The organism is Bacillus sp. ISL-7 (assembly GCF_018613065.1).
This window is the reverse complement of the sequence record NZ_JAGGQW010000046.1, coordinates 25027-49399: the sequence shown is the minus strand read 5'-3', so window position 1 is coordinate 49399 and position 24373 is coordinate 25027. Positions and strand designations below refer to the sequence as shown.

Genomic DNA, 24373 nt, shown 5'->3' with positions numbered 1-24373 from the left:
AATGAATAAATCCTTACTTCTCTCCTGGATTGCTGCCATCATAGCTACACTTGGCAGTTTATATTTTAGTGAGGTTATGCATTTCATTCCTTGTACACTTTGCTGGTACCAAAGGATCTTTATGTACCCGCTGGCAATCATCTTAGGGGTTGCCGTCTACCGGAATGATAAAGGAATATTTAGATATGCGCTGCCATTGTCAATTATCGGGATGCTGATCGCAGGATACCATACGTTATTACAAAAAATCCCCTATTTACAACAGTTTGAAATGTGTACAAGCGGAGTGCCTTGCTCAAAGGATTATATTAACTGGCTTGGCTTTATTACCATTCCGTTATTAGCATTGATTGCTTTTACGATTATTACTGTAAGCTTATTTATTTTAGCTCGCAGCAAAAAGTAGATCCTTACATCCATAAAAAAGAGCGGTGAAACCAATGGTTTCCCGCTCTTTTCTGCTTTAGAGCCTCTAAAGTGTCTACTCAATTAGTACATAAAAGATGCTCCAACGATGATCAATAAAATAAACAACACAACAATTAACGCGAAGCTGTTGTTATTTCCGCCATGTCCCATAGAAATCACCTCCCTCTGTTGTTTAATAACAATGTATGCATGAAGCATTGCTAGTGAAATGGACAAACGTTGACTACTAGAAAAAATGATGGGTTAATTTAATATCGCATAGCTTGTTTGCAGAATTTTAATAAATAAATAATTTTATAGGACTTTTTATTGTAGTATAATAATATACAGTTAATTGGATTATTGGAAAAGGCAGTCATTTTACTCAGGAGGGGTGATAGGCTATGGCAAAAATTTTAGTAGCAGGTGAGATTCCCCAAAAGGGGTTAGAACTATTATCGAAGGATCACTTGGTTGAAGTATTTACAGGAGAGAAATTGATTACTGAAGCAGAATTAAAAGAGCGCATCAAAGATAAGGATGCCCTTCTAAGTTTATTATCTACCTCTGTAACGAAGGAAATAATTGACCAAGCACCCCATTTAAAAATTATTGCGAACTATGGAGCCGGATATAATAATATTGATTTTGATTATGCAGCTTCCAAAGGAATACCGACCACCAATACACCAATAGCATCGACAGCTGCTACCGCTGACCTAACGTTTTCCCTTTTATTAGCATCAGCAAGAAGAGTGGTTGAAGGAGATGAAGTATGCCGTACTGTTGGATTCAATGGATGGGCTCCTCTTTATTTTCGCGGTCGTGAAGTATCTGGAAAAACAATCGGGATTGTCGGATTTGGTCAAATTGGCCAAGCTGTTGCGAAAAGAGCCGCCGCTTTTGATATGAAGGTTCTATATACGAGTCCAAGTCGAAAAAGTACTCAAGTTGAGAATGCACTAAACGCGACATATGTATCTTTTGAAGATTTAGTTGCTGAATCTGATTTCATTACCATAAATTGTTCCTATAATCCAACCATGAAACACATGTTTAGCACAAGTCAATTTGAAATGATGAAATCAACAGCTTATTTAATTAACTGTGCACGAGGACCAATCGTTGATGAAGCCGCACTTATAAAAGCGTTAGAAGAGAAACAGATTGAAGGAGCAGGGATTGACGTATTTGAATTTGAACCTGAAATTAGTGAGGGATTGAAAAATCTGAAGAACGTTGTATTAACTCCACATATTGGTAATGCTACCTTTGAAGCACGAGATGCCATGGCGAATATGGCAGCGGGAAACATTGTTAAGGTATTAAACGGCGAAGCGCCTTATTATGTTATCAATGGAGTTGTTAAAGAGACAATTCTAGTCTAATAATATCGGGAAAAAAAGACGGCAGCCGCCGTCTTTTTCCTGAAAGATTAACTATATTGGGGACGAAGTTTGGTGCGTTTATTGACGTGCTGCTCAGCACTTAAAGCCGCAATCGCCCCATCAGCTGCTGAAATAACTGCTTGTTTAATTGGTGTTCTTCTAGCGTCACCGCCCGCAAAGACGCCGTCAATATTGGTTCGAAGGTACTCATCTACGATCACATAGCCTTCTTCATCGCGCATAACTGCACCTTTTAAGAAGTCCGTTCCTGGCATCATCCCGCCGAGGTATAAGAAAATTCCATCGACATCCCATACCTGTTCCTCCTTTTTATCAGTAAGGACGACAATTTTCTCAACACTATCAGTCCCAATAATTTCTCTTACACGGTGACGTTTATAAATTTCAACTTTTGAGTTATTTTCTAATTGAGAAAGATCCACGTCCCCTTTTAGTTCAGTTGGAATTAACAATTTCACTGTTTTACAATACTTGGCCAATGTTTCGGCCTCGTGGATCGCTTCATCATTATCTCCAACAACCGCGACAACTCGGTCTTGATAAAAGGCGGCATCGCAGGTTGAACAATAGCTTACACCCCGTCCAGTAAATTCCTCTTCGCCTTTAATCTTGCCAGAAGGAGCTTTTGCGCCAACGCCAATGAAGACACTTTTAGCTTTGATGGTACCTTCAGCTAATTCAATTATTTTGATTTCATCCGAAAAATCAACCGATAGAACGGTGGAACGGATGAAGTCTGCGCCAAAATCCTTTGCTTGTGCTTGCATTCTTGTTAATAGTTCAAGCCCTGTAACTTCTTCGCGCACACCTGGGTAGTTCGCAATTTTATGAGTAATTGCTAGGGTGCCTGCTTTTGGAGCTTTATCAATGACAAGTGTTTTTAATTTCCCACGTGCAGCATAAACAGCAGCAGAAGCACCTGCGGGTCCGCCGCCGATGGTGACAAAATCATATACGTCTTGAAGAATTTTTTCATTAACTGATTGGAAAATAGTATCTGCACTTTCTTCGCTGGTTTCTGGTATAGAATTGCTCACGGCGGGAGCAAAGTCCTCAGATAATCCAAGCAGCTTATTGAATTTTTTCTCTTGAAAGCCAAGGACCAGCTTTCCATTAATGATTGTTGCAGGAGTTCCATAAATTTTACGTTCCTTTAATTGATCAAAATATTCCTTATGTATGGAAGCATTTCGCTCTTCATATGCAAAGCCTTGATCTTTTAGGAATGTTTTTACTTTTTCACAATAGGGGCAGCCGGTGCTGCTATAAACGATAATTTCAGGTGTTGACATTTAGGGAACCTCCAATTTGTAAGTATCTTTAATTTAATAATAGTATAATTACTAAATAAAAGTCAATAGTTTTTAATAATTATTATAAATAACAAAACAGTCCAACAAATTGTTGGACTGTTTGCTTCTCATATGAAAATTAAATGGATCTTCCTAAGAATGCAGTTAGCATCCATACATGCTTCTCAAGCCCCGAATGAATCGCAAGCAGCATGTCTCCTGTTGTTTCATCGTTCCTCTCATCCGCAAAGCTCATGCCTTCTTTAAGTTCGCCAATGATAATAGAGAAGTCATTGATGACTGATTCAACCATTTCATCAGCAGTTTCATTACCTGTTGCTTCATTAATAGATGAAATTTCTAAGTACTCTTTCATCGTAGCTGCCGGTTTTCCACCGATTGCTAGCAATCGTTCGGCTAATTCATCAACATGCAGGCCAGCCTCATTATAAAACTCTTCAAATTTGACATGTAATGTGAAAAATTGTCCACCTTTTACATACCAATGATAGTTATGTAACTTCGTATACATGACAGACCAGTTTGCAATTTGTTTGTTAAGTATGCTGACTACCTGATTTTCCATATAAAATAGCCTCCTTTTATTAACCTCTCTTATATTATTACCAAAGTTAGGAGTGAAATCCTGTATGAATTCAAGGGATATAATGTCAATTTGGTGAATAACCGTTGTTAAAGGACATTATGCCCTTTTATGAATGTTACATGGCTGAAACAGATTGTAATAAAAAATCCTATCATATCCATCAAGTCCATTTAGTGGAAAGAGTTAAGAAATAGAAGATTATTCCATTTGGTAGAGAAATACCTTCATGGTGGGCGCTGTCTTAGCCAAAAATGCCTTACCACTTTTTGGTTAATGAATTGGAATGTTACACCTGTTAGCCTTAATAGTAGAGAAGCGCACACAAAAATTGGAGGTATTAATATGAATAAACTTAAAAAGCTAATAATTGCTACCGGCCTAATCTTATCAATGACAGCCTTTACGTTAAATGGAACAACAGAAGCGGCAACAAGCACGCATAAAGTACAATCGGGTGAAACCTATTGGAAAATTGCAGCGAAGTACGGTGTACCTGTTAATAGTCTATTAAAAGCAAACAATAAAACTGGCAGTCTTTTATATGCAGGAACAAATCTAGTAATCCCGAACTCTGCTATTACAGCAGCAGAAAAAGAATTGATTGCTAGACTAGTCCGTGCTGAGGCAGTAGGTGAGCCGTATGCTGGTAAAGTAGCAGTAGCAACGGTTATTCTTAACCGTGTAGCCAGCCCTGATTTCCCAAACACCGTTAATGGAGTAGTATATCAGAAGTCTAATGGCTATTATGCATTCACGCCTGTCAAAAATGGTACGATTAACCAAGCGGCTGATGCTGCTTCAAAAAGAGCTGTAAATGAAGCACTTGCTTTCAGAGGGCAAGGCAAAGGATCATTATTCTTCTATAATCCAAAAACAGCTGTTAGTAAGTGGATCTTTTCACGTGAAGTAACGGTAACGATTGGTAACCACCGTTTCGCGAAGTAATTATTAAAACTAGCTTTCCCAAAAAATAATTGTTTACACAAAAGCAGTGGATTCCTAAAATGGAACCCACTGCTTTTTGCTTTTACAAGGAATTATTGTTGGTCGAACTAGGAATTAATGAATCTTTATTAATTTTAAGTGCTACGAGGCTGGCAAATTCATGAATGATGGTAGCAGCAAGTAAGGAAGTAATTTGAGTTGGATCATAGGGAGGCAACACCTCTACTAAGTCAAAACCGATAAAATTAAAATCAGTTAACGAGCGGATAATTTGCAATGTTTCAAAGCTATTTAAACCACCGACTTCTAGTGTACCCGTTCCAGGAGCACATGATGGATCAACAAAATCGATATCAAAGCTAAGGAAACAAGGGGTGTCACCAATTTTTTCTTTTATTTCAGCTATTACATTTCCTATGCCTCGTTCCTTTAGCTCAGGGGTTGTAATAACATGATATCCCAGATCTGTGCTTGCATCGATATCTCCTGGATGATTTAGGGTTCCTCGAATTCCTACCTGAAAAACTTTATCTGGAATGAGGAGATTCTCTTCATATGCACGGATAAATGGGGAACCATGCCAATATTTTTCTTCATAATACGTATCCCATGTATCTGTATGGGAATCAAAATGGATTAAGGCTACAGGACCATGTATTTTTGCAGCAGCACGAAGATTGGCTAATGTAACGGAATGATCCCCTCCAAGCCCAATTGGGATTATCCCCTTTTCCATTAGGTCCATCATTGCCTTTTCAATTATCTCATAGCTTCGATGGATATTATGGGGAATGACGGAAACATCACCAATATCAATCGCATTGCAAGCATCAAAAGGATAGACCTTGTGAATCGGATGATAAGGAAATAAGGTCATTGAAGCTTGACGGATGGCTTGAGGTGCGAACCGAGCCCCAACACGGAATGAGGCTGCTGTATCAAACGGCACACCAACGATTGCCAATTTCACATTTTCTCTTTGTGAAGGTAATCGCATAAAGGTCCCGGTGGTACAAAATTCTGGTTTGACATCTGGTGATAATGGATATTGCATCTAAAATTCCCCCACATATTTATTTATATAATTAGTTTTGCAAGTTTTGTGCCAATAAAGAATAAAGCGGATCGGCTTAATGTATGTGACAAATTCTACTTAATTTGGAATAATGTATGCGCAAATGAATAATTTCGAAGATTTAAAAAATTATAAATTTAACTTCAATTACCTTCCTTTAAGGATTGCATAAGTAATAAGGTGAAATTTTACAAGAATATAGCTTGGCACAAAAATTGCGAGATTACATTCTGAATTTCCAAAATCTAAGGAGGAGAAATAATCTATAGAAATCAAGGGGATTATCCGGTAATAAAAGCGTTTTAATTAAAGAGGAGGTATGATATGTGGAAAATGGCGTAAAGCTGAAAAGATCGTTAAAGCTGTGGCAGGTCGTTATCATGGGACTAGCTTATATGACACCTATGGTGGTTTTTGACACATTTGGAATTGTTTCTGGTATAACGAAAGGTCATGTACCAACAGCATATATTATTGCATTGATTGGGATGTTATTCACTGCAGCGAGTTATGGGAAGCTTGTAAAGGTTTTCCCTCAAGCAGGCTCAGCCTATACTTATACCCAAAAAGCAATAAACAAGCATCTAGGTTTTCTAGTTGGCTGGTCTTCTCTACTTGATTATTTGTTTTTGCCGATGGTTAACGCTTTATTAACAAAACTGTACCTGAATGCTTTGTTTCCAGCAGTTCCAGATTTTATTTGGGTATTAGTGTTTGTTGGAATTGTTACCTTCCTAAACCTACGTAGCGTAAATATCCTAGCAAATTTCAATACATTATTTGTTTTAATTCAAATTCTCATCATGATTGTCTTTATAATACTAGTTGTTAAAGGATTAAACGCAGGTGAGGGAACAGGTACTGTTTTTAGTTTACAACCGTTCTTTGTTGAAGGTATGAACATGCCGGTTCTCATTACTGGTGCAACGATTCTCTGCTTTTCGTTCCTTGGTTTTGATGCTGTTACGACGCTAGCTGAAGAAACGCCTAATCCGGAAAAGACAATTCCAACAGCGATTATGCTTACAGCTTTATGGGGCGGGGTTATTTTTATTACCACATCGTTTTTTATTCAATCCTTTTTTCCAGACATATCTAGGTTCAAAGAACCTGACGCTGCACTTCCAGAAATTGCACTATATGTTGGTGGAAAGCTGTTTCAACCGATTTTCTTGTGTACAACCTTTGTCAATACACTAGCTTCCGGACTTGCTTCACATGCTAGTGTTTCACGACTCTTATATGTTATGGGGCGTGACAAGGTATTCCCAGAAAAATGGTTTGGATACGTTCATCCAAAATGGCGAACACCTGCGTTTAATGTGTTATTTGTTGGAGTAATCTCCTTGTCGGCCTGGTTCTTTGACTTAGTTACAGCAACTACTTTAATTAATTTCGGTGCTTTAATGGCCTTTACGTTTGTTAATCTTTCTGTAATTAATCACTATGCCGTTCGTCAAAAAATGCACAGGACACCTAAAGGTTTTTTTGATTACGTTATAATGCCTTTAATTGGTGCGGGGGCGGTTGGGATACTTTGGATTAATCTTGAGGTTAGTTCCTTGATTATGGGAGTTATTTGGTTTGCTGTTGGATTTACTTACTTAATTTTCCTAACGAAAGCATTCAGAATAGCACCACCGCAATTTAAAGCTGAGGAAGCATAATCGAATTATTTTTTAAGGAAGCAGTGGATTCTACGAGAAAAATCCACTGCTTTTTTTGTCGATTGCGTCAATTTTATGCAAACCTGAGTAGGTTATGCATTTTTTCATAAAAATAATAGTTTCATTTGATAGATTGCAAATTTGATTAAAAGTCGTAATGCCAATTTTTTGGTCCTGAAAAGTAAAAGTATATTTTAATAAGGAAGAAATTTAATTGGCATGAAAATTGCAATTATTTAAAATAATAGGATTTTAGTACAATGGAAGGAGGAGCTGATCTACGATTAGTAAGTTGTTTTTTTTTAGATTAAGTATTTCATCAATCCTAGAACAAAATGTAAATGCTTACAATTAATTATTAATAAACAAATATCCGGATATAAAAGGAGAGATGGTTAAATTGGAGAATACGACTCTTAAACGCTCACTTGGGCTATGGGCGATCGTTATGCTTGGATTGGGTTATATGACACCAACCATAGTATTTGATACCTTTGGGATTGTCTCTGAAGAAACAAATGGTGTGGTCCCATTAGCATATCTAGCAGCATTGGTTGTAATGGTATTTACCGCTATAAGTTATGGAAAAATGGTACGGGTTTTTCCAAGTGCTGGATCTGCCTATACGTATACCCGAGAGACCATGAGCCCTCATCTCGGATTCATAGTCGGCTGGGCAGCGTTGCTTGATTATATATTGCTTCCGATGGTAAATGCATTGATTATTCGTATTTATATGGTATCTGTATTTCCAAAGGTGCCAGCCTGGATTTGGGTTGTCGCTTATGTTGCAATCGTCACTGCGATTAATGCTTGGAGTATGGGGAAAACCTCTAATTTAAATGCCCTGCTCGTTATTTTTGAAGTGGTCTTAATTGCAGCATTTATTGTCCTTGCCCTTGTCCAGCTTTCCAAAGGAATGGGACAAGGCACGATTTTAACAACAACACCGCTTTTTCATTCAGATATCCACCTCGGAGCAATTTTGACAGGGGCAACAGTGGTTTGTTTCTCCTTTATCGGATTTGATGCCGTAACTATGTATGCAGAGGAAGCAATTGACCAAAAAACGATGCCGAGAGCGATTATGTTAACGGTCTTTATTGGCGGCGCCATCTTTTTCGTCTGTAGCTATTTCGCCCAAGCCTTATTTCCAGATGTTTCTGGTTTCAAAGTAACTGATGATACATTACCTGAAATCGGATTGTTTGTAGGTGGAACACTTTTTAAACTGATATTCCTCTCAGGTGCTTTTGCAGCAACAGTAGCTTCAGGACTAGCCTCACATGCAAGTGTTTCAAGACTTTTGTACGTAATGGGACGAAATGGGGTCCTGCCTAAAAAAACGTTCGGTTATGTCCATCCAAAATTCCGGACTCCGGTTTTTAATGTCATCTTAGTCGGGGTTGTTTCACTGCTTGCAATTGCCCCAAGTCTTGAGTTGATTTCCTCCTTTATTAACTTTGGTGCGTTAATTGCTTTTACTTTCGTCAACTTATCAGTCATTGCTCATTTCGTTTTTCGCCAGAAGAGATATAAAACAGCTAAAGATATTTTCTCCTATTTAATTATGCCGATCATTGGAGCTGGATTAACGGGAATTTTGTGGGCAAACTTACAATTTGATGCACTCATTGGCGGGATTGTTTGGATCGGAATTGGTCTGATTTATATGCTTTTCCAAACAAAATTCTTTAAAATCAAAATTGCTGATTTAAATATTGATGACGCTGAAAAGACCTCTTCCCTTTAACAAAGAAAGTTACCTGAGCCAGGCTAATCGCCTGGCTTTTTTATTTTATTAGGATGATGGTTTGAAAGGTATGCAGCAATGAATAATTCAATCATTTTTACATAGCGTTCAGCTCCTCTTTACTAGATCACCGTATTGAAAACGCTATTTATTAGTTGGCACGAAACTTGCTTTAACCTTAAGTAACAATAAAAAATGAGGTGTTAGAATGGCAGTCAAATCTCTAGACACGAAGAATACGAAAGGAAGAGAACAGGATAATTCCCTTCTTGAGTTTCAAGAAACGTTAAAAGAAGCTGTGAACATCCTGAACTACCCACCCCAAGTATTCGAATTTCTAAAGAAGCCGATGAGATTTTTAGAAGTAAGTATTCCTGTTCGAATGGACAACGGACAAACAGAAATATTTCAGGGGTACCGGGCTCAGCATAATGATGCGTCAGGTCCAACCAAAGGAGGAATCCGGTTTCATCCAGACGTCACGGCAGATGAGGTAAAAGCATTGGCCGGCTGGATGAGCTTAAAGTGCGGGATTACCGACCTTCCTTATGGTGGTGCAAAGGGCGGGATCATCTGCGATCCTCGTAAAATGAGTTTAGATGAATTGGAAAAGTTGAGCCGGGGTTACGTTAGAGCGGTTAGCCAGCTGGTCGGTCCAACAAAGGATATTCCAGCGCCTGATATGTATACGAACTCGCAAATTATGGCGTGGATGCTCGATGAATATGATCATATCCGTGAATTCGACTCTCCCGGTTTTATCACGGGAAAGCCAATTGCACTTGGGGGATCGAAGGGCAGGGAAACAGCGACATCAAAAGGTGTTTTATATACGCTGCAAATGGTATGTGAATTAAGGAAATTACAATTAAAAGATACCCGTGTCATCATTCAAGGGTTTGGGAATGTCGGCAGTTTCCTAGCCCAGTATTTATATGAGATTGGCGCAAAAGTAATTGGGATTGGAGATATCCTCGGAGGTTTATATGATGAAAAGGGGCTAGATATACCATATCTCTTGGAAAATAGAGATTCATTTGGCATTGTGTCAAATCGCTTTAATAGTTCAATTTCAAACCAGGATTTATTAGAAAAGGAATGTGATATCCTCGTTCCAGCAGCAATCTCCGGAGTAATCAATAAATATAATGCAAGTAAACTTAACTGTAATATTATCATTGAAGCTGCCAATGGACCAACCACAAAAGATGCGCTTAAAATACTAGATGAACGGGAGATCTTGGTTGTCCCTGATATACTTGCCAATTCCGGCGGTGTCATTGTCTCTTATTTTGAATGGTGTCAAAACAATCAAGGCTATTACTGGACGGAGGAAACCGTAGATGAGCGGCTCAAGGAAAAAATGACAGCCAGCTTTTTAAAGGTTTATCATACCTCTAAACGGTATGGTGTAAATATGAAAATTGCTGCTTATATTGAAGGATGTCAAAAGCTTACAGAGGCTTCAAGGCTTAGAGGATGGTTGAAATATTAAAAAATCAATTGATAAGAGGAGGCCATTTTGTATGAAGCTAGATATATTATCTGAACAAAAAGAACAGCAGCTGTTACACTACTTTTGTTTAATTTCAAATAACCACCGTTATGATTTGACGATTGGTTATTCAGAGCAGTTTTTTGGGAAAGCGATGGTCACTTCGATTCAGTCTGGGAAAATGGTGTTACTTTGCCAAGAGGACACCTATTCAGACGATCATTGGGCAGAAAGACTGGGAATCCAAGCAGAGGATATCCCTGAATTTCAAGAATTCTTCAGTTTAGTATTACAGACACGGCCTTTTCAAGAGCAGTATTAAACCATAAGGGAGAGGGATGTTCATGTATTATGGTGTAGTTCTTAGCCCTTGTTATGGAAAGGTGGCAAGGATTTCGATTAAGGGCGAGTCAAGAATTTATGAGTGGGAAACCTTATTTATGATCAAAACAGAATCAGGCAAATTAGAAACGGTTCAGACTAGTTTGAGCGGCGAAGTTGAATCGCTTGAAGTGCAGGAAGGTGATAAAGTTATTCCAGGGATGGTTCTCGCTTATATTAAAGAAGATTTATTTGTTAATGGTAATGATTAATTGCTAGGAAAAGAAGATGGGACGCACATCTTCTTTTTTTTTGCCATATTTAATTTAAAATATTGCAAATAAAGTGATAGTATTAGATTGATAAGGTGTTAAGGGGGAAGTAAACGATGTTTTCCGTTGCCAAAGAAAAAGTGAAACCAATTATTTCAGTAGACGTGGATGAATGTGAAGAAGTTTTTCGATCTACCTTAAATAACCTTAAGGAACCCTTTTTGTTTTTAAAAAAACAAAATCACTTATTTGCTTATGTACTGCTTGAAAACCATAAAAAAGAGCATGCTTCGATTGCATCTCTACATAATCAAGCGAAATCGCTAGAAAGCATCTGCCATCTTAGCGAACAAATTTCCTTGCCTGCTTTGTTCCAAATAATTGGCGAACCCTTTGCGATCATTAGAGGTGAGGATGGTATTCCAGCAGGCTATATTCGCAGAGAGGACGTTCTAGCAGAGCTTTTTAAGCAGGAAAATAAAAGTGTCGACTTACTTAAAATTATTCTAACTTCGATTCCAATGGGGATTTTTGTATTGGATAAGGAAAAACGAATTATTAATTATAATGAAGCTGGATTAAAAATGATTCGTTCAACAGCTGATAAGGTTATGAATCTTCCTGCAGGAGACATTTTTAGCGGCACCCATCTTGAACAGGTATTTACAACCGGTAAGACGCTTCTTAATCATCTGGTCATCAAAAATGAAATCGGGATTCTTGTCGATTATAGCCCCATCTTAAACTATGAGAATGAAGTCGATGGCATCATCATTGTTGCCCAGGATTTGCCTATGGTCGAAGAAATGGCCATGGAAATTGAATATATTAAGGATTTAAATAAGGACCTTCATGCGATTTTGTCTAGTATATATGATGAAATCCTCGTGGTGAATGACAAAGGGGAACTAATTAGGTTCAGTGAAAACATCATTCAAGATTTCTGGAAAGTAGATTTAAAAGAACTGATTGGTAAGAATATTCTCGAACTTGAGGACCAAGGGCTGTTTACACCTTCGGTCACAAGACTTGTTTTAGAAAAAGGAAAAAAAGTCTCTGTTGTTCAAGAAACAAAAGCTGGAAGAAAAATTCTTGCCGTCGGAAATCCGGTCTTTAATGAAAAAAATGAACTCGACCGGATTATCATTGCATCACGCGATATTACCGAAACTACCCGATTAAAAAATGAACTGCAAGAAATTAAAAAGATATCAGAACAATATAAGAAGGAATTGGACGATTTTAAAAGTAAGGACCGCTTTTTGAAAAAGCTTATTTACTGTAGTCCGAAAATGGAGAAGATTATCAATCAAGCCAAGAAAATTGCTGACTTTTCTTCGACAGTCCTTCTTAACGGGGAATCTGGAGTTGGAAAAGAAGTAATTGCTCAGGCGATCCATCAATTAGGCAGACGCTCGACAAAGCCATTTCTTAAATTAAACTGCGGGGCGATCCCAGAAAATTTACTTGAAAGTGAACTATTCGGTTATGCGAAAGGGTCATTTACCGGAGCGGATAAGAATGGAAAAGAAGGATACTTTAAACAGGCTGATGGCGGTATTTTGTTTCTGGACGAAATCGGTGAGATGGCAATCCATCTACAGGTAAAATTGTTACGTGTACTGCAGGAGCAGGAAGTAATTCCGATTGGAACTACAACACCAATAAAGGTGGATGTGCAGATTATCGCTGCCACCAATAAAAAATTAGAGAAAATGGTTGAAGAGGGTACCTTCCGCGAGGATTTATTCTATCGCTTGAATGTCATTCCGATCCACATTCCGCCATTAAGAGAACGGACGGAGGATATTTCGCTGCTCGCCTTTCATTTCCTTCAGCAATTGAATGAGAAATATGAGCGGAATTATCATCTAACCCCTGATGCAATTAATGTTCTAGAGTTTTATCCATGGCCGGGTAACGTCAGGGAACTTCAAAACATTATTGAAAGATTAGTAGTCACTGCCGAACACCCTACGATTGATGCTGAATTCGTCAGCCAATTTTTATCAATCGGCTTGGAACATAAAAAGATGAAGCCAGTAATTACAAGGGTCATTCCATTGCAAGAGGCTATTGATCATGTTGAAGAGCAGTTAATTGTGATGGCGATGAATCAATATAAAACGACCACAAAAGCCGCCAAAGCCTTAGGCATCAGCCAGTCATCTGTAAGCAGAAAGTATCAAAAAATAGTGTCAGAGAAAAATATCAGAATCGAAAACTTACCTACCTTCTAATGAAAAGCTGTTTTAGATCTCTTAGATCTGAAGCAGCTTTTTTCTATGCAATTATTCATAGGGTTATGCAAAATTGAATAGTATATACTCGGATGTTTTAAAAGATAACTATTTTGATAGGTTTTATTCTTTGGCACGGTTCTTGCAATATTAGTTATTGAGGGTGAATAAAGGAGGAATTTAAATGGTCGAGATAAAAAACCGAGTTGTTAACCTGAAGATGTTTATTGATGGTGAGTGGAAAGATGCCGAAAATCAAGAAACACGTCCAGTAATTAATCCTGCAACTGGTGAGGTTATTTCATATGCACCTGAAGGAACGATCACTGATGCTCGTACTGCAATTTATGCAGCACGAAGAGCGTTCGAAGAAGGTGTTTGGTCCGGGATTTCCGTTCAAGAAAGAGCCTCCTATTTATTAAAAATTGCTGACAAAATTGATGAATATGCCGATGAATTAACCCAGTTGGAAACGATGGATAACGGGAAACCATTGAGAGAAGCAGGCTTTGATGTCGGCGACGCAGCTGCTTGCTTCCGTTATTATGCCGGCCTGATTACAAAGCCTGATGGACAGACCTATCATGTCGCCGATCCTATGCAGGCTATGGTTGTCCGCGAGCCGGTGGGGGTTTGTGGCTTAATTGTTCCGTGGAACTATCCGCTGTTAATGAGTGTTTGGAAAATTGCCCCTGCCTTAGCCGCGGGAAATACAATTGTCTTTAAACCGTCTGAAGTGACACCAGTGACCCCGAAAAAGCTATTTGAAATTTTTGAAGAAGTCGGTTTGCCAAAAGGGGTGGCTAATATGGTAATGGGCGCTGGAGCGGTTGTTGGAAATGAAATCGCTTCCCATCCTGAGGTCGATATGATTTCGTTTACCGGCGGTACGAAAACGGGCAAGCACATTATGAAAACAGCAGCTGAGACGATGAAAAAAGTTTCATTAGAATTAGGCGGTAAATCGCCCAATATCATTTTTGCCGATGCTGATTTTGAAACGGCAGTCGATTATGCCTTATTTGGGATCTTCGCAGGGTCCGGTCAAGTCTGTTCAGCTGGTTCAAGGATCCTTGTCGAAGAAAGCATCTATGATCAATTCGTCCAGCGGTTTGTCGAACGAGCTAAGCAAATTCAAGTAGGACCAGGAAATGTATCTGGAACAGAGATGGGTCCGCTTGTCAGTCAGGGACACTTAGAAAAGGTTCTTTCATATATTGAAATAGGAAAACAAGAAGGTGCGACAGTTGCTTGCGGAGGAAAGCGGATGGTTAGCAACGGGTTAGAAAAAGGTTATTTTGTTGAACCCACCGTTTTTGTCGATGTGGTCCAAGAAATGAGAATTGTCCAAGAGGAAATCTTCGGTCCTGTTGTTGTGATTCAGAAGTTCAAGGACGAAGCGGAAGCTATAAAACTTGCAAATGGTACGGTATATGGGTTAGCCGGTGGTGTGTTTACCAATAATGGTGCAAAGGGCTTGCGGGTCATTAAAAAGCTGCGTGCAGGGATTACTTGGGTAAATTCCTACCATCCTACTTATAACGAAGCACCATGGGGAGGCTATAAGCAAAGTGGGATTGGGCGCAGCCTTGGAACGTTTGGGCTTGAAGAATTTCAAGAAATAAAACAGATTAATATCAATTTACAGGTTGAGCCGGTTGGCTGGTTTTCAAACTAATTTACTACTAGGAGGAATATAAATTATGAGTATCGATTTAGAACGAGAATTAAAAAATGAGCAAAATAAAAATGTAAGTGAATATATTAATAAGGTTCTAAGTTTAATAGAAAAAGAGGAAATTAACGAAGCAGAAGCAGCTTGGATTACGAAAGAAACCGTTGACGGCTTCCGTGAGAACGTCAACCCAGGCTTCCTAGAATACCGCAAAACAGTTACTGAAGGCGGCCAATTTGCTGCAGTGGAATGGTCTGATAATGGATCATGCTTTAAGGATGTTAATGGTAAGGAATACATTGATTGTCTGGGCGGCTTTGGCATCTATAATGTTGGTCATCGCAACCCTAAGGTGGTTAAGGCGGTAACGGACCAATTAAAACGTCAGGCACTTCATAGTCAGGATTTGCTGGATCCGCTTCGTGCGATGTTAGCAAAAATCTTAGCCGATATCACTCCAGGCAATTTAAAGTATGCCTTTTTTACCAACAGCGGGACAGAAAGTGTGGAAGCAGCCTTAAAGCTCGCGAAAATGTACAGCGAGCGGACAACATTTATTTCTACTACTCGTGCATTTCACGGGAAAAGTTTAGGCTCGTTGTCAGGAACGGCTAAAGGGATGTTCCGTAAACCATTCTTACCGTTAATACCAGGCTTCCGTCATGTGCCGTTTGGCGATATAGACATGATGAGAAAAACGTTTGAAGTCTGTGCTTCCGTTGGAGAAGATGTGGCTGCAGTTCTTTTAGAGCCGATTCAAGGTGAAGGAGGAATCATCCTTCCACCGGAAAATTATTTAAAACAAGTTCGTGAGCTCTGTGATCAATATGGCTCCTTACTCATATTTGATGAAGTGCAAACAGGAATGGGCCGAACTGGAAAAATGTTTGCTGCTGAATTGTATGAGGTTGTTCCAGATATTATCTGTCTAGCAAAAGCCTTTGGCGGCGGAGTGATGCCAGCAGGTGCTGTTGTAGCTACAGAAAATGTATTCAGGAGCTGGTTTGATAATCCATTTATGCATACAACAACCTTCGGGGGCAATCCTTTAGCATGTGCGGCTGCGATTGCGACGATTGGGGTGTTAATTGAAGAAAAGTTACCAGAAAGAGCAGCGGAAGTGGGGGCCTATTTCCTTGCAGAACTGAAAAAGGCAGCAGAGGGCCATCAAGATAAGGTTCAGGAAATCCGAGGTCAGGGATTAATGATTGGAATTGAATTCCATCAAGATGAAATCGGCTACGAAGTTTCAAAAGGAATGTTTGACAGAGGGGTCCTAGTAGCAGGGACTTTGATTAATTCAAAAACCATTCGTATCGAGCCAGCTTTGACCATTAGTTATGATGAGGTAAATAAAGTGGTTAGCACCTTTAAAGATGTATTAGAACATTTAGATGCCTAACGATTTTTTAAAAAGGGGGAGCACAGAAGTGGAAAAGAAATATGTTAAGCTCCAAACAGAGATACCTGGGCCGAAGTCTAAGGAAATTTTGGAGCGGAGAAATAAATATGTCCCCAAAGGAATCAGTAATAACTGCCATTCCTTTGTTAAAAAGGCGCAAGGATCCCTGGTCGAAGATGTGGACGGTAATTGTTATATTGATTTTGCTGGTGCTATTGGAACGATAAATGTTGGCCATTCACATCCAAGAGTGGTTAGAGCTCTTCAAGAACAAGCTAGTCAATTTATCCACACGGGCTTTAATGTGATGATGTATGAATCGTATATAGCACTAGCCGAGCGGCTTTGCCAGCTTGCCCCAGGTGATTTTGAAAAGCAGGCGGCTTTTTTTAACAGTGGTGCCGAAGCGGTTGAGAACGCTGTAAAAATTGCTAGGAAATATACAAAGCGCCAAGGAATTGTTTCGTTTACAAGAGGGTTCCATGGCCGGACATTAATGACAATGACTATGACAAGTAAAGTAAAGCCGTATAAATATGGGTTTGGACCATTCGCACCAGAGGTGTACAAGGCGCCGTATCCCTATGGGTACCGCCGCCCGGAAGGAATGAACGAGCAGCAATATAGCGCCATGATTATCGAGCAATTTGACCAGTTTCTTCTAGCAGAAGTCGCCCCTGAAACGATTGCTGCTGTCGTGATGGAACCTGTGCAAGGAGAAGGCGGCTTTATCATCCCTGACACAGCTTTTGTTAAGCGTGTAAGAGAAATCTGCACCCAGTATGGGATCTTGTTTATTGCCGATGAAATCCAAACCGGGTTCGCGCGGACTGGAAAATACTTTGCCATCGATCATTTTGGAGTCGTCCCTGATTTAATTACGATATCGAAATCAATGGGGGCTGGTGTTCCGATCAGCGGCGTAATTGGCAGGGCAGATATTATGAATACCGCTGAAGTTGGCGAAATCGGCGGAACCTATGCTGGAAGTCCGCTCGGATGCCGGGCAGCACTGACAGTATTAGATATAATTGAAAATGAACAACTTAATGACCGCGCCAGAATTATAGGAGACCGCGTGCTCGAAAAGATGCACCTCCTTGCGGAACGTTTCGAAGGAATTGGTGATGTCCGCGGCCTTGGTGCCATGTGTGCGATGGAAATCGTCAAGGATAGACAATCGAAAACACCCGATAAAGAAGCGGCTGGAAAAATTGTGAAAGCTGCAGGGGAACGTGGCTTGATGTTACTTAGCGCGGGGATATATAGCAATGTTATTCGCCTGCTCATGCCCATAACGATCCCTGATGACCAACTGGAAGAAGGATTACAAATTCTCGAAGAAGCAATGGAAGCAGTTTATAAAAATGATCCTGCCATATACGTTGGAGGGGAATAAAATATGGATACTGTAAAGAAAAACTATCAAATTTATCCCATGTATCTTAACGGAGAATGGGTTGGAAGTGATTATGAGGTTATAACAGAAATAATCAATCCTGCAACAAAGGAAGTAATTGGTGCCGTGCCAACAGGCGGCGCATATGAAGCAGAAAAGGCTGTAAATGCTGCCCATAAAGCCTTCAAAATCTGGTCGAAGAAAACTTCGGAAGAGCGTTACAAGCTGCTGATGAAATGGTTCAATTTAATTGAAGAAAACAAGCATGATATTGCACGGATTATGACGATAGAACAGGGTAAACCGCTAAAAGAAGCACTTGGAGAGGTTCAGTATGCCAATGGCTTCATCTCTTGGTATGCCGAAGAGGGAAAACGGGTGTACGGTGAAACGATTCCGGCATCACATCCAAATAAAAGAATCCTAGTTAGAAAGGAACCAGTTGGTGTAATAGCGGCGATAACCCCGTGGAACTTCCCGGCGGCAATGATTACGAGAAAAGTAGCACCAGCCCTAGCTGCAGGTTGTACGGCTGTGGTGAAGCCGGCAAATCAAACACCGCTTACGGCATTAAAAATGGCGGAGCTTGCCCATGAAGCTGGAATTCCTGCAGGTGTGTTAAACGTGATTACAGGAAGGTCTTCAGAAATAGGTGAAGCGTGGCTGAAGGACCCGCGCGTGACAAAAATTACCTTTACTGGCTCAACAGAAGTTGGAAAAACGTTGATGCGCGGTGCCGCAGAAACTGTCAAAAAGGTATCGCTCGAACTCGGCGGAAATGCTCCATTTATTGTGATGGATGATGCAAATTTAGCAAAAGCTGCTGAAGGACTTGTGCAATCAAAATTTCGTAATGCAGGTCAGACTTGTATTTGTACAAACCGAGTATTTGTTCAAGAAGGAATAGCCGACAAATTTATTAACCTTTTTCAAACAGAATTAGAAAAGCTTAAAGTCGGCAACGGACTGGAAGAGGGAACAGATATCGGCCCACTAATTGATCAAGACGCTTATAAAAAAGTAGAAGGACTGGTCAAGGATGCAGTTGAAAAGGGTGGAAAAGTTACTTATAGCGGGCTCAAGCCTGCGGAAGACAACGGCTATTTCTATGCTCCAACAATCTTGACCAATATTAATGACGAAATGGAATGCATGAAGGATGAAATCTTTGGACCACTCGCTCCGATTTCCACCTTTAAAACGGAAGAGGAAGTTATTGAACGGGCCAATAATTCTTGTTACGGATTAGCTGCCTATGTGTATACAGAAAATTTAAGCCGTTCCTTTAGAATTACGGAACAACTGGAATACGGAATCATTGGCCTGAATGATGCCCTGCCTTCAGTCGTTCAAGCCCCATTCGGGGGTTTTAAAGAGAGCGGTCTGGGTCGAGAAGGCGGACACTACGGCATCGAAGAGTTTTTAGAAGTAAAATATATATCGATAGGTTTGGATTTATAGCAGTCATTTTTTCTTCGAGAGAAACCACGACTAAAAGCTACAATCATGCAAGGGGAGTAAGCGCTCGGGTATCGCGAGGACAAACCATTGAAGAAAGTTTAATTAAAGGGTAAATCTATTTTAATAGGAACAAGCCGTACAGTTTGAGAATCTCATATACGGCTTGTTCTTTTTATTTTAATTTAAACAATTTACTTCAAATTGATCGTCCTACTGTGTTACGATAGCGTATAAAAGCAAACTGGGAAATGAGGGTGGGATAAGTGATTAAAACAATTTTGTTTGACGTTGATGGGGTACTTTTAAGCGAGGAGCATTATTTTGATGCTTCCGCCTTAACCGTTTGGGAGATGTTGATTAGCTGTAATTACTTGGGACTTGAACCAGAGCAGTTTATAACGGATTATAGTGAAGATGAAATCAAGGAAATAAGAGAGTTAGTATTTGAAAACGATAAAGTTCTCAAGTTTATGAAATCACGCGGCTTAAACGCCAACTGGGACATGATCTACCTATCATTCTGCCACCAACTTATCCACCTGTTGTCACAAATTAAGGATACTGAATTTGAGAAAATCACTAAATGGTGTCAGGCACCAATAACTAGAGAAAAATTATTGGAGATTGGCAGGGTGTTGAGTAATTATCGTGTAAAGTTGAATTTCAATTTGTTTGTGGAAGAGTTTGCGCGCTCAGAAGCAACGAAGCAGGAGTTGTTTAGTTATTTGAATGAGTTGGCGAAGGAGAAGCTTGGGGTCGAAACTTCTATTTTTAAAAAGGGAGAACTTTGGTCCGTTTGTGAGCATGTATCCCAAGAATGGTATGTGGGGGATGAACATGTTCTTGCCTCTACGGGAAGACCCTCTGTTCAAAAGGGGAAAAAGGGCTTTCTGGCAAATGAAACCACATTAGCCCCGAGGCAGGAAATTGATGAGTTATTTCAATTCTTAAATTCATCAGGTTTCACGATTGGAATCGGGACAGGCAGGCCTGAATTAGAAACAATTCAGCCGTTCCAGCATTTAGATTGGTTAAAGCATTTTGAAGTGAATCGGATCGTCACCGCTGATGAAGTGCTAATGGCGGAAAAAGAGCTGCCCGAAAGGAAGTCGCTGTCGAAGCCGCATCCATTTACATATATCATGGGACTTCTCGGAAAAGAAGCATCAGTTCAGGATTGTTTAAATACGCGTTTACCGCTTGAAAATGCGGAGACCGTTCTAGTGGTTGGCGACTCATTGGCGGATTTGTTAGCGGCTAGACAACTGGGCTGCCCGTTTGCCGCGGTGTTAACTGGTCTGTCAGGAAAAGATGCGAGAAGTGATTTTGAAAAGCATGAAGCAGAATATATTCTTGATACGGTGCTCGATTTGAAAGGGATATTATAGGTGCAAAAAAGAGGGATTGCTTGATCGCAATCCCTCTTCCTCTGCCTAGATACTTTCTACTTTTTCTATTTCCATACGTCCCGGTTCAAAAGAATCCACATTTGATAACTCCAAGACTTGTGCTTCCTCTAGTCCATCAATTAATTTTAAGGCGTGAATGACATTAGCATTTAATGTCTTATCCAGGGTTAAAACCATGATAGCTTCGCCGCCGACCTCTGTTCGACCAACCTGCATTGTTCCAATATTGATTTGGTGATCACCCAATAGAGAACCGACCTTACCAACCATCCCTGGTACGTCACGATGCTTAATATATAACAGGTATTTTTCTGGTTTGACATCAATCCGGTATTGATTGATTTTTAGAATTCTAGCTCCGTAGCCGTTTAAGACCGTAGCACCAATTTTGGCCGTCTCAAAATTATTGGTAACACTCAGTTCCATATAATTTGCAAAGCCTTTATTCGAAGCGTTTTTTACAACATTATAAGAGACTCCTTGTTCCTTCAACAGGTGAAGAGCATTAATTAAATTGACCGAATCACTTAAATGATAAGAAAGGACACCTTTAAGCATCGTACGAGTTAACAATTCTGTATCTTCACCGATTAATTCGCCATAATAATTAATTTCAATTTTAGTAGGTGCCTGTTTGTTTAATAATTGAATGACAAGCTGCCCCATTTGATCACCAAGCAGTAAGTATGGCTGCAGTTTCGCCTGTGTTTCTCCTGACATTTGCGGCATATTAACCGCATTTTGAATGGATTGAGATTCGAAAATCTCAATGATTTCTGCACTTACCTCCTGGGCCACTTTTTCTTGAGCTTCAACCGTGGAAGCCCCAAGATGCGGTGTTACAATAATATTTGGATTTTGCAGTAATCCTGGATCGGCAACAGGCTCTTTTTCAAAAACATCAAGGGCTGCTCCAGCCACATGTCCTGTCTGAATGGCTCTAACTAGTGCCTTTTCGTCGATTACACCGCCGCGGGCACAATTGACAAAACGGACCCCTTTTTTGGTTTTTCGCAAATAGTCATCATTAATAAGTCCTCTTGTGTCATTGGTAAGGGGCGTATGAATCGTAATAAAATCTGATTCTTGAGCAATTAAATCGAGACTGGCTTTCGTCATGCCCAGTTTCTTTGCGCGCTCTTCAGTTAGATAGGGATCAAACCCTAAAATGTTCATCCCAAAGCTTTTTGCTCGTTTCGCCACTTCAGTTCCAATTTTACCCATTCCAATTACGCCAAGTGTTTTCTTATATAATTCCACCCCTTTAAAGGAGTTACGGTCCCATTCGCCGGAGGTCGTTTTCTGATGGGCTTGGGGAATTTTTCTTGCTAATGATAACATCATTGCCATGGTATGCTCGGTTGCTGCAATTGTATTAGCACCAGGTGCATTGATGACAATAATCCCTTTTCTAGTTGCCGCATTCACATCAATGTTATCGACACCGACACCTGCTCTAGCGATCACACGGAGACGGCCAGCTGCTTTGAGCAGTTCTTCACTTACTTTCGTTTGGCTTCGGACAATAAGGGCATCGTATTCGCCAATGATCGTTTTTAACTCGTTTGTCGGAAGTGTTGGCTGTCGGTCTACCGTAAAATTAGGATGATCTATTAAGCTTTTCAACCCCGTATTGCTAATTCCATCGGTAACAAGGACTTTAAACATTTTTGAATCCTCCTTTAATTTCTAATAAAAAACGTCCCTCATAACAGACAGAATTGTCTTGTTATGAGGGACGTGAATAAACGCGTGGTGCCACCCTCTTTTGCTGCAAAATAAAAGCAGCCTCAACAAGTTAACGGTTTCAACCGGGCACCACCTACTAAAACTTTCGGCGGCCAGTTCAGAAGGGCTGGGCATCTTAAGAAAACTGCACTGGTTCGCAGCAAGCACCAGCTCTCTGAAGCATTTTCTTAATACCGTCTTCGTCATCACTTTTCATTTATGGAATATCTAAAAGATTGAAATTTCAAAAAAATAACTGAATATAGTGATTATTCTACAACCATACCTTCAATATTGTAAAGGGATAAAAAAGAAAAAATATTTCAAATTTTGCTAAAAAATTTTGCTCAATAATAGTAATCCCTTTATAATACGGTAGTAAGCGGTTAAAATATAATTACTAGAAACAAACCTATTGTAAAAAAATAAAGAGAATCATATAATGTCTACAACAGAGAAACAATTGTATGTCTTGAGTGGACAAAAAAGTAGGAGGGTAAAACATGAAAGCAATCTCGATTGGGTTATTGGGGTTAGGTACTGTAGGTTGTGGGGTAGTAAAGATTATTGAAAAAAATCAAGATAAATTAATCCACCAGGTGGGCTGCCCGGTTGTAATAAAAAAGATACTTGTCCAAGATATACATAAAATTAGACCAGTTGAAATAGATGCTAAGGTTTTAACCTCAAACACGGAAGAAATCCTTTTCGATGAGGAAATTGATGTTGTAATCGAGGTAATGGGCGGAGTACAAGATACAAAAGATTATTTAATCACTGCCCTTCGTCAAGGTAAGCATGTAGTTACTGCGAATAAGGATCTAATGGCCTTGCATGGTTCGGAACTGTTAACCGTAGCTTCTGAACACGGCTGTGATTTGTTTTATGAAGCAAGTGTTGCTGGAGGGATCCCAATTCTGCGAGGATTAGTCGATGGGCTTGCCTCTGACCGAATTAAGCAGCTGATGGGAATTGTAAATGGAACAACCAATTATATACTAACCAAAATGAGCGACGAAGGCCGTTCCTATGAAGAGGTCCTCAAGGAAGCACAGGACCTTGGGTTTGCCGAAGCAGATCCTACCTCGGATGTAGAAGGACTAGATGCTGCCCGTAAAATGACAATCTTAGCGACATTAGGCTTTTCGATGCATATTGATTTGGAAGATGTACAGGTATCCGGTATTTCGAAGGTAACCGATGAAGATTTGCGCTATGGAAAACAATTAGGATATACGATGAAACTAATTGGCTATGCCCATCGAGAAGGGGAAAAAGTAGAGGTAAGTGTGGCCCCTACGTTCTTATCAAATAATCATCCACTTGCTTCGGTTCAAAATGAATATAATGCTGTTTACGTTTATGGTGAATCGGTTGGTGAAACAATGTTTTATGGACCGGGTGCTGGAAGCTTGCCAACTGCAACTGCAATCGTTTCAGACTTAGTCGCGGTAATCAAAAATCTAAGGCTTGGGGTAAATGGACGAAGTGCTGTGACACCTCAATATCCAAAGCAATTAAAAGATAATGGGGAGAAATACTCTAAATATTTCTTAAGGATTCATGTGCAAGATGAGGTTGGTGTTTTCGCTGATATCACCACCATCTTTGCAAAATATGGAGTCAGCTTTGAAAAGATCTTACAGCTGCCTGTTAAGAAAAACGAAACATCAGAAATTGTTTTAGTGACACATCGAGCATCATTAACTAATTATGATCAAATTTTACAAAAATTAAATGATCTCAAGGCAGTTAAGGAAATAAAAAGTGCGTATCGGGTAGTGAGGAAATCGCTATAAGCTGGCCAGGATGATT

At 39.8% G+C, this 24373-nt stretch carries 20 protein-coding genes and 1 other annotated feature; of the genes, 15 read left to right on the top strand and 5 right to left on the bottom strand.

Annotation, left to right across the window (positions count from 1 at the left end):
- The first annotated feature begins 1 nt into the window (after nucleotide 1).
- On the top strand, nucleotides 2–406 hold the full coding sequence (locus tag J7E66_RS18270; protein ID WP_215002442.1) for a disulfide oxidoreductase: 405 nt from the start codon (nucleotides 2–4) through the stop codon (nucleotides 404–406).
- Nucleotides 407–489: 83 nt separating this feature from the next.
- Here the strand turns inward: J7E66_RS18270 and J7E66_RS18265 are convergent, their stop codons facing one another.
- Nucleotides 490–579, bottom strand: coding sequence for a YjcZ family sporulation protein (locus tag J7E66_RS18265; protein WP_215002441.1), 90 nt, complete (start codon nucleotides 577–579; stop codon nucleotides 490–492).
- 233 nt (nucleotides 580–812) lie between these two features.
- On the opposite strand from J7E66_RS18265, the gene J7E66_RS18260 reads away from it, so the two are divergent.
- Nucleotides 813–1796 (top strand): 2-hydroxyacid dehydrogenase family protein, encoded by a 984-nt coding sequence (locus J7E66_RS18260; RefSeq protein ID WP_215002439.1) that lies wholly within the window; start codon nucleotides 813–815, stop codon nucleotides 1794–1796.
- A gap of 47 nt (nucleotides 1797–1843) precedes the next feature.
- Here J7E66_RS18260 and J7E66_RS18255 read toward each other — a convergent pair whose 3' ends face one another.
- Both J7E66_RS18255 and J7E66_RS18250 read right to left on the bottom strand, forming a co-directional pair.
- A complete protein-coding gene (locus J7E66_RS18255) occupies nucleotides 1844–3109 on the bottom strand; it encodes an FAD-dependent oxidoreductase (RefSeq protein WP_215002437.1) in 1266 nt (421 codons plus the stop codon).
- Nucleotides 3110–3248: 139 nt separating this feature from the next.
- Complete coding sequence (locus tag J7E66_RS18250) at nucleotides 3249–3695, bottom strand: Dps family protein (RefSeq protein ID WP_215002435.1); 447 nt, start codon at nucleotides 3693–3695, stop codon at nucleotides 3249–3251.
- A 363-nt stretch (nucleotides 3696–4058) separates the two neighbouring features.
- Between J7E66_RS18250 and J7E66_RS18245 the strand changes: the two genes are divergently transcribed.
- Nucleotides 4059–4661, top strand: coding sequence for a cell wall hydrolase (locus tag J7E66_RS18245; protein WP_215002433.1), 603 nt, complete (start codon nucleotides 4059–4061; stop codon nucleotides 4659–4661).
- 82 nt (nucleotides 4662–4743) lie between these two features.
- Here J7E66_RS18245 and speB read toward each other — a convergent pair whose 3' ends face one another.
- Nucleotides 4744–5715, bottom strand: a complete 972-nt coding sequence (gene speB, locus J7E66_RS18240; protein WP_215002431.1) for an agmatinase — start codon at nucleotides 5713–5715, stop codon at nucleotides 4744–4746.
- Nucleotides 5716–6062: 347 nt separating this feature from the next.
- On the opposite strand from speB, the gene J7E66_RS18235 reads away from it, so the two are divergent.
- The 11 genes from J7E66_RS18235 (at nucleotide 6063) to J7E66_RS18185 (ending at nucleotide 20809) form a co-directional block, all read left to right on the top strand.
- Nucleotides 6063–7403, top strand: coding sequence for an APC family permease (locus J7E66_RS18235; RefSeq protein ID WP_215002429.1), 1341 nt, complete (start codon nucleotides 6063–6065; stop codon nucleotides 7401–7403).
- A gap of 391 nt (nucleotides 7404–7794) precedes the next feature.
- A complete protein-coding gene (locus J7E66_RS18230) occupies nucleotides 7795–9156 on the top strand; it encodes an APC family permease (RefSeq protein ID WP_215002427.1) in 1362 nt (453 codons plus the stop codon).
- Nucleotides 9157–9364: 208 nt separating this feature from the next.
- On the top strand, nucleotides 9365–10651 hold the full coding sequence (locus tag J7E66_RS18225; protein ID WP_215002425.1) for a Glu/Leu/Phe/Val family dehydrogenase: 1287 nt from the start codon (nucleotides 9365–9367) through the stop codon (nucleotides 10649–10651).
- A gap of 31 nt (nucleotides 10652–10682) precedes the next feature.
- Nucleotides 10683–10973, top strand: coding sequence for an SAV0927 family protein (locus J7E66_RS18220; RefSeq protein ID WP_215002423.1), 291 nt, complete (start codon nucleotides 10683–10685; stop codon nucleotides 10971–10973).
- Nucleotides 10974–10995: 22 nt separating this feature from the next.
- Complete coding sequence (locus J7E66_RS18215; protein ID WP_215002421.1) at nucleotides 10996–11244, top strand: biotin/lipoyl attachment domain-containing protein; 249 nt, start codon at nucleotides 10996–10998, stop codon at nucleotides 11242–11244.
- Nucleotides 11245–11360: 116 nt separating this feature from the next.
- On the top strand, nucleotides 11361–13484 hold the full coding sequence (locus tag J7E66_RS18210; protein ID WP_215002419.1) for a sigma 54-interacting transcriptional regulator: 2124 nt from the start codon (nucleotides 11361–11363) through the stop codon (nucleotides 13482–13484).
- Between the two features lie 184 nt (nucleotides 13485–13668).
- Nucleotides 13669–15162, top strand: a complete 1494-nt coding sequence (locus tag J7E66_RS18205) for an aldehyde dehydrogenase family protein (RefSeq protein WP_215002416.1) — start codon at nucleotides 13669–13671, stop codon at nucleotides 15160–15162.
- 25 nt (nucleotides 15163–15187) lie between these two features.
- Nucleotides 15188–16561, top strand: a complete 1374-nt coding sequence (locus J7E66_RS18200; protein WP_215002414.1) for a putrescine aminotransferase — start codon at nucleotides 15188–15190, stop codon at nucleotides 16559–16561.
- A gap of 28 nt (nucleotides 16562–16589) precedes the next feature.
- The gene (gene gabT, locus J7E66_RS18195) at nucleotides 16590–17960 is read left to right on the top strand and encodes a 4-aminobutyrate--2-oxoglutarate transaminase (protein ID WP_308162542.1); all 1371 of its coding nucleotides are present in this window, start codon (nucleotides 16590–16592) and stop codon (nucleotides 17958–17960) included.
- A 39-nt stretch (nucleotides 17961–17999) separates the two neighbouring features.
- Complete coding sequence (locus tag J7E66_RS18190; protein ID WP_215002702.1) at nucleotides 18000–19421, top strand: NAD-dependent succinate-semialdehyde dehydrogenase; 1422 nt, start codon at nucleotides 18000–18002, stop codon at nucleotides 19419–19421.
- A gap of 263 nt (nucleotides 19422–19684) precedes the next feature.
- The gene (locus tag J7E66_RS18185) at nucleotides 19685–20809 is read left to right on the top strand and encodes an HAD family hydrolase (protein ID WP_215002410.1); all 1125 of its coding nucleotides are present in this window, start codon (nucleotides 19685–19687) and stop codon (nucleotides 20807–20809) included.
- A 45-nt stretch (nucleotides 20810–20854) separates the two neighbouring features.
- Here J7E66_RS18185 and serA read toward each other — a convergent pair whose 3' ends face one another.
- A complete protein-coding gene (gene serA, locus J7E66_RS18180) occupies nucleotides 20855–22498 on the bottom strand; it encodes a phosphoglycerate dehydrogenase (RefSeq protein WP_215002408.1) in 1644 nt (547 codons plus the stop codon).
- Between the two features lie 63 nt (nucleotides 22499–22561).
- Nucleotides 22562–22774 (bottom strand) — a binding site (T-box leader).
- 287 nt (nucleotides 22775–23061) lie between these two features.
- Here serA and J7E66_RS18175 point away from each other — a divergent pair.
- Nucleotides 23062–24357 carry a homoserine dehydrogenase gene (locus tag J7E66_RS18175; protein ID WP_215002406.1) on the top strand — a complete coding sequence of 432 codons (1296 nt, stop codon included), beginning with the start codon at nucleotides 23062–23064 and terminating at the stop codon, nucleotides 24355–24357.
- Nucleotides 24358–24373 lie beyond the last annotated feature (16 nt).

Bases quoted from the DNA above. Each gene is read 5' to 3' on its own strand.
- J7E66_RS18190 (WP_215002702.1), top strand. From the start codon at position 18,000: ATGTATCTTAACGGAGAATGGGTTGGAAGTGATTATGAGGTTATAACA.
- serA (WP_215002408.1), bottom strand. From the start codon at position 22,498: ATGTTTAAAGTCCTTGTTACCGATGGAATTAGCAATACGGGGTTGAAA.
- J7E66_RS18205 (WP_215002416.1), top strand. From the start codon at position 13,669: ATGGTCGAGATAAAAAACCGAGTTGTTAACCTGAAGATGTTTATTGAT.
- J7E66_RS18265 (WP_215002441.1), bottom strand. From the start codon at position 579: ATGGGACATGGCGGAAATAACAACAGCTTCGCGTTAATTGTTGTGTTG.
- J7E66_RS18270 (WP_215002442.1), top strand. From the start codon at position 2: ATGAATAAATCCTTACTTCTCTCCTGGATTGCTGCCATCATAGCTACA.
- J7E66_RS18225 (WP_215002425.1), top strand. From the start codon at position 9,365: ATGGCAGTCAAATCTCTAGACACGAAGAATACGAAAGGAAGAGAACAG.
- J7E66_RS18260 (WP_215002439.1), top strand. From the start codon at position 813: ATGGCAAAAATTTTAGTAGCAGGTGAGATTCCCCAAAAGGGGTTAGAA.
- J7E66_RS18230 (WP_215002427.1), top strand. From the start codon at position 7,795: ATGGTTAAATTGGAGAATACGACTCTTAAACGCTCACTTGGGCTATGG.
- J7E66_RS18245 (WP_215002433.1), top strand. From the start codon at position 4,059: ATGAATAAACTTAAAAAGCTAATAATTGCTACCGGCCTAATCTTATCA.
- speB (WP_215002431.1), bottom strand. From the start codon at position 5,715: ATGCAATATCCATTATCACCAGATGTCAAACCAGAATTTTGTACCACC.
- J7E66_RS18250 (WP_215002435.1), bottom strand. From the start codon at position 3,695: ATGGAAAATCAGGTAGTCAGCATACTTAACAAACAAATTGCAAACTGG.
- J7E66_RS18200 (WP_215002414.1), top strand. From the start codon at position 15,188: ATGAGTATCGATTTAGAACGAGAATTAAAAAATGAGCAAAATAAAAAT.
- J7E66_RS18175 (WP_215002406.1), top strand. From the start codon at position 23,062: ATGAAAGCAATCTCGATTGGGTTATTGGGGTTAGGTACTGTAGGTTGT.
- J7E66_RS18210 (WP_215002419.1), top strand. From the start codon at position 11,361: ATGTTTTCCGTTGCCAAAGAAAAAGTGAAACCAATTATTTCAGTAGAC.
- J7E66_RS18220 (WP_215002423.1), top strand. From the start codon at position 10,683: ATGAAGCTAGATATATTATCTGAACAAAAAGAACAGCAGCTGTTACAC.
- J7E66_RS18255 (WP_215002437.1), bottom strand. From the start codon at position 3,109: ATGTCAACACCTGAAATTATCGTTTATAGCAGCACCGGCTGCCCCTAT.
- J7E66_RS18215 (WP_215002421.1), top strand. From the start codon at position 10,996: ATGTATTATGGTGTAGTTCTTAGCCCTTGTTATGGAAAGGTGGCAAGG.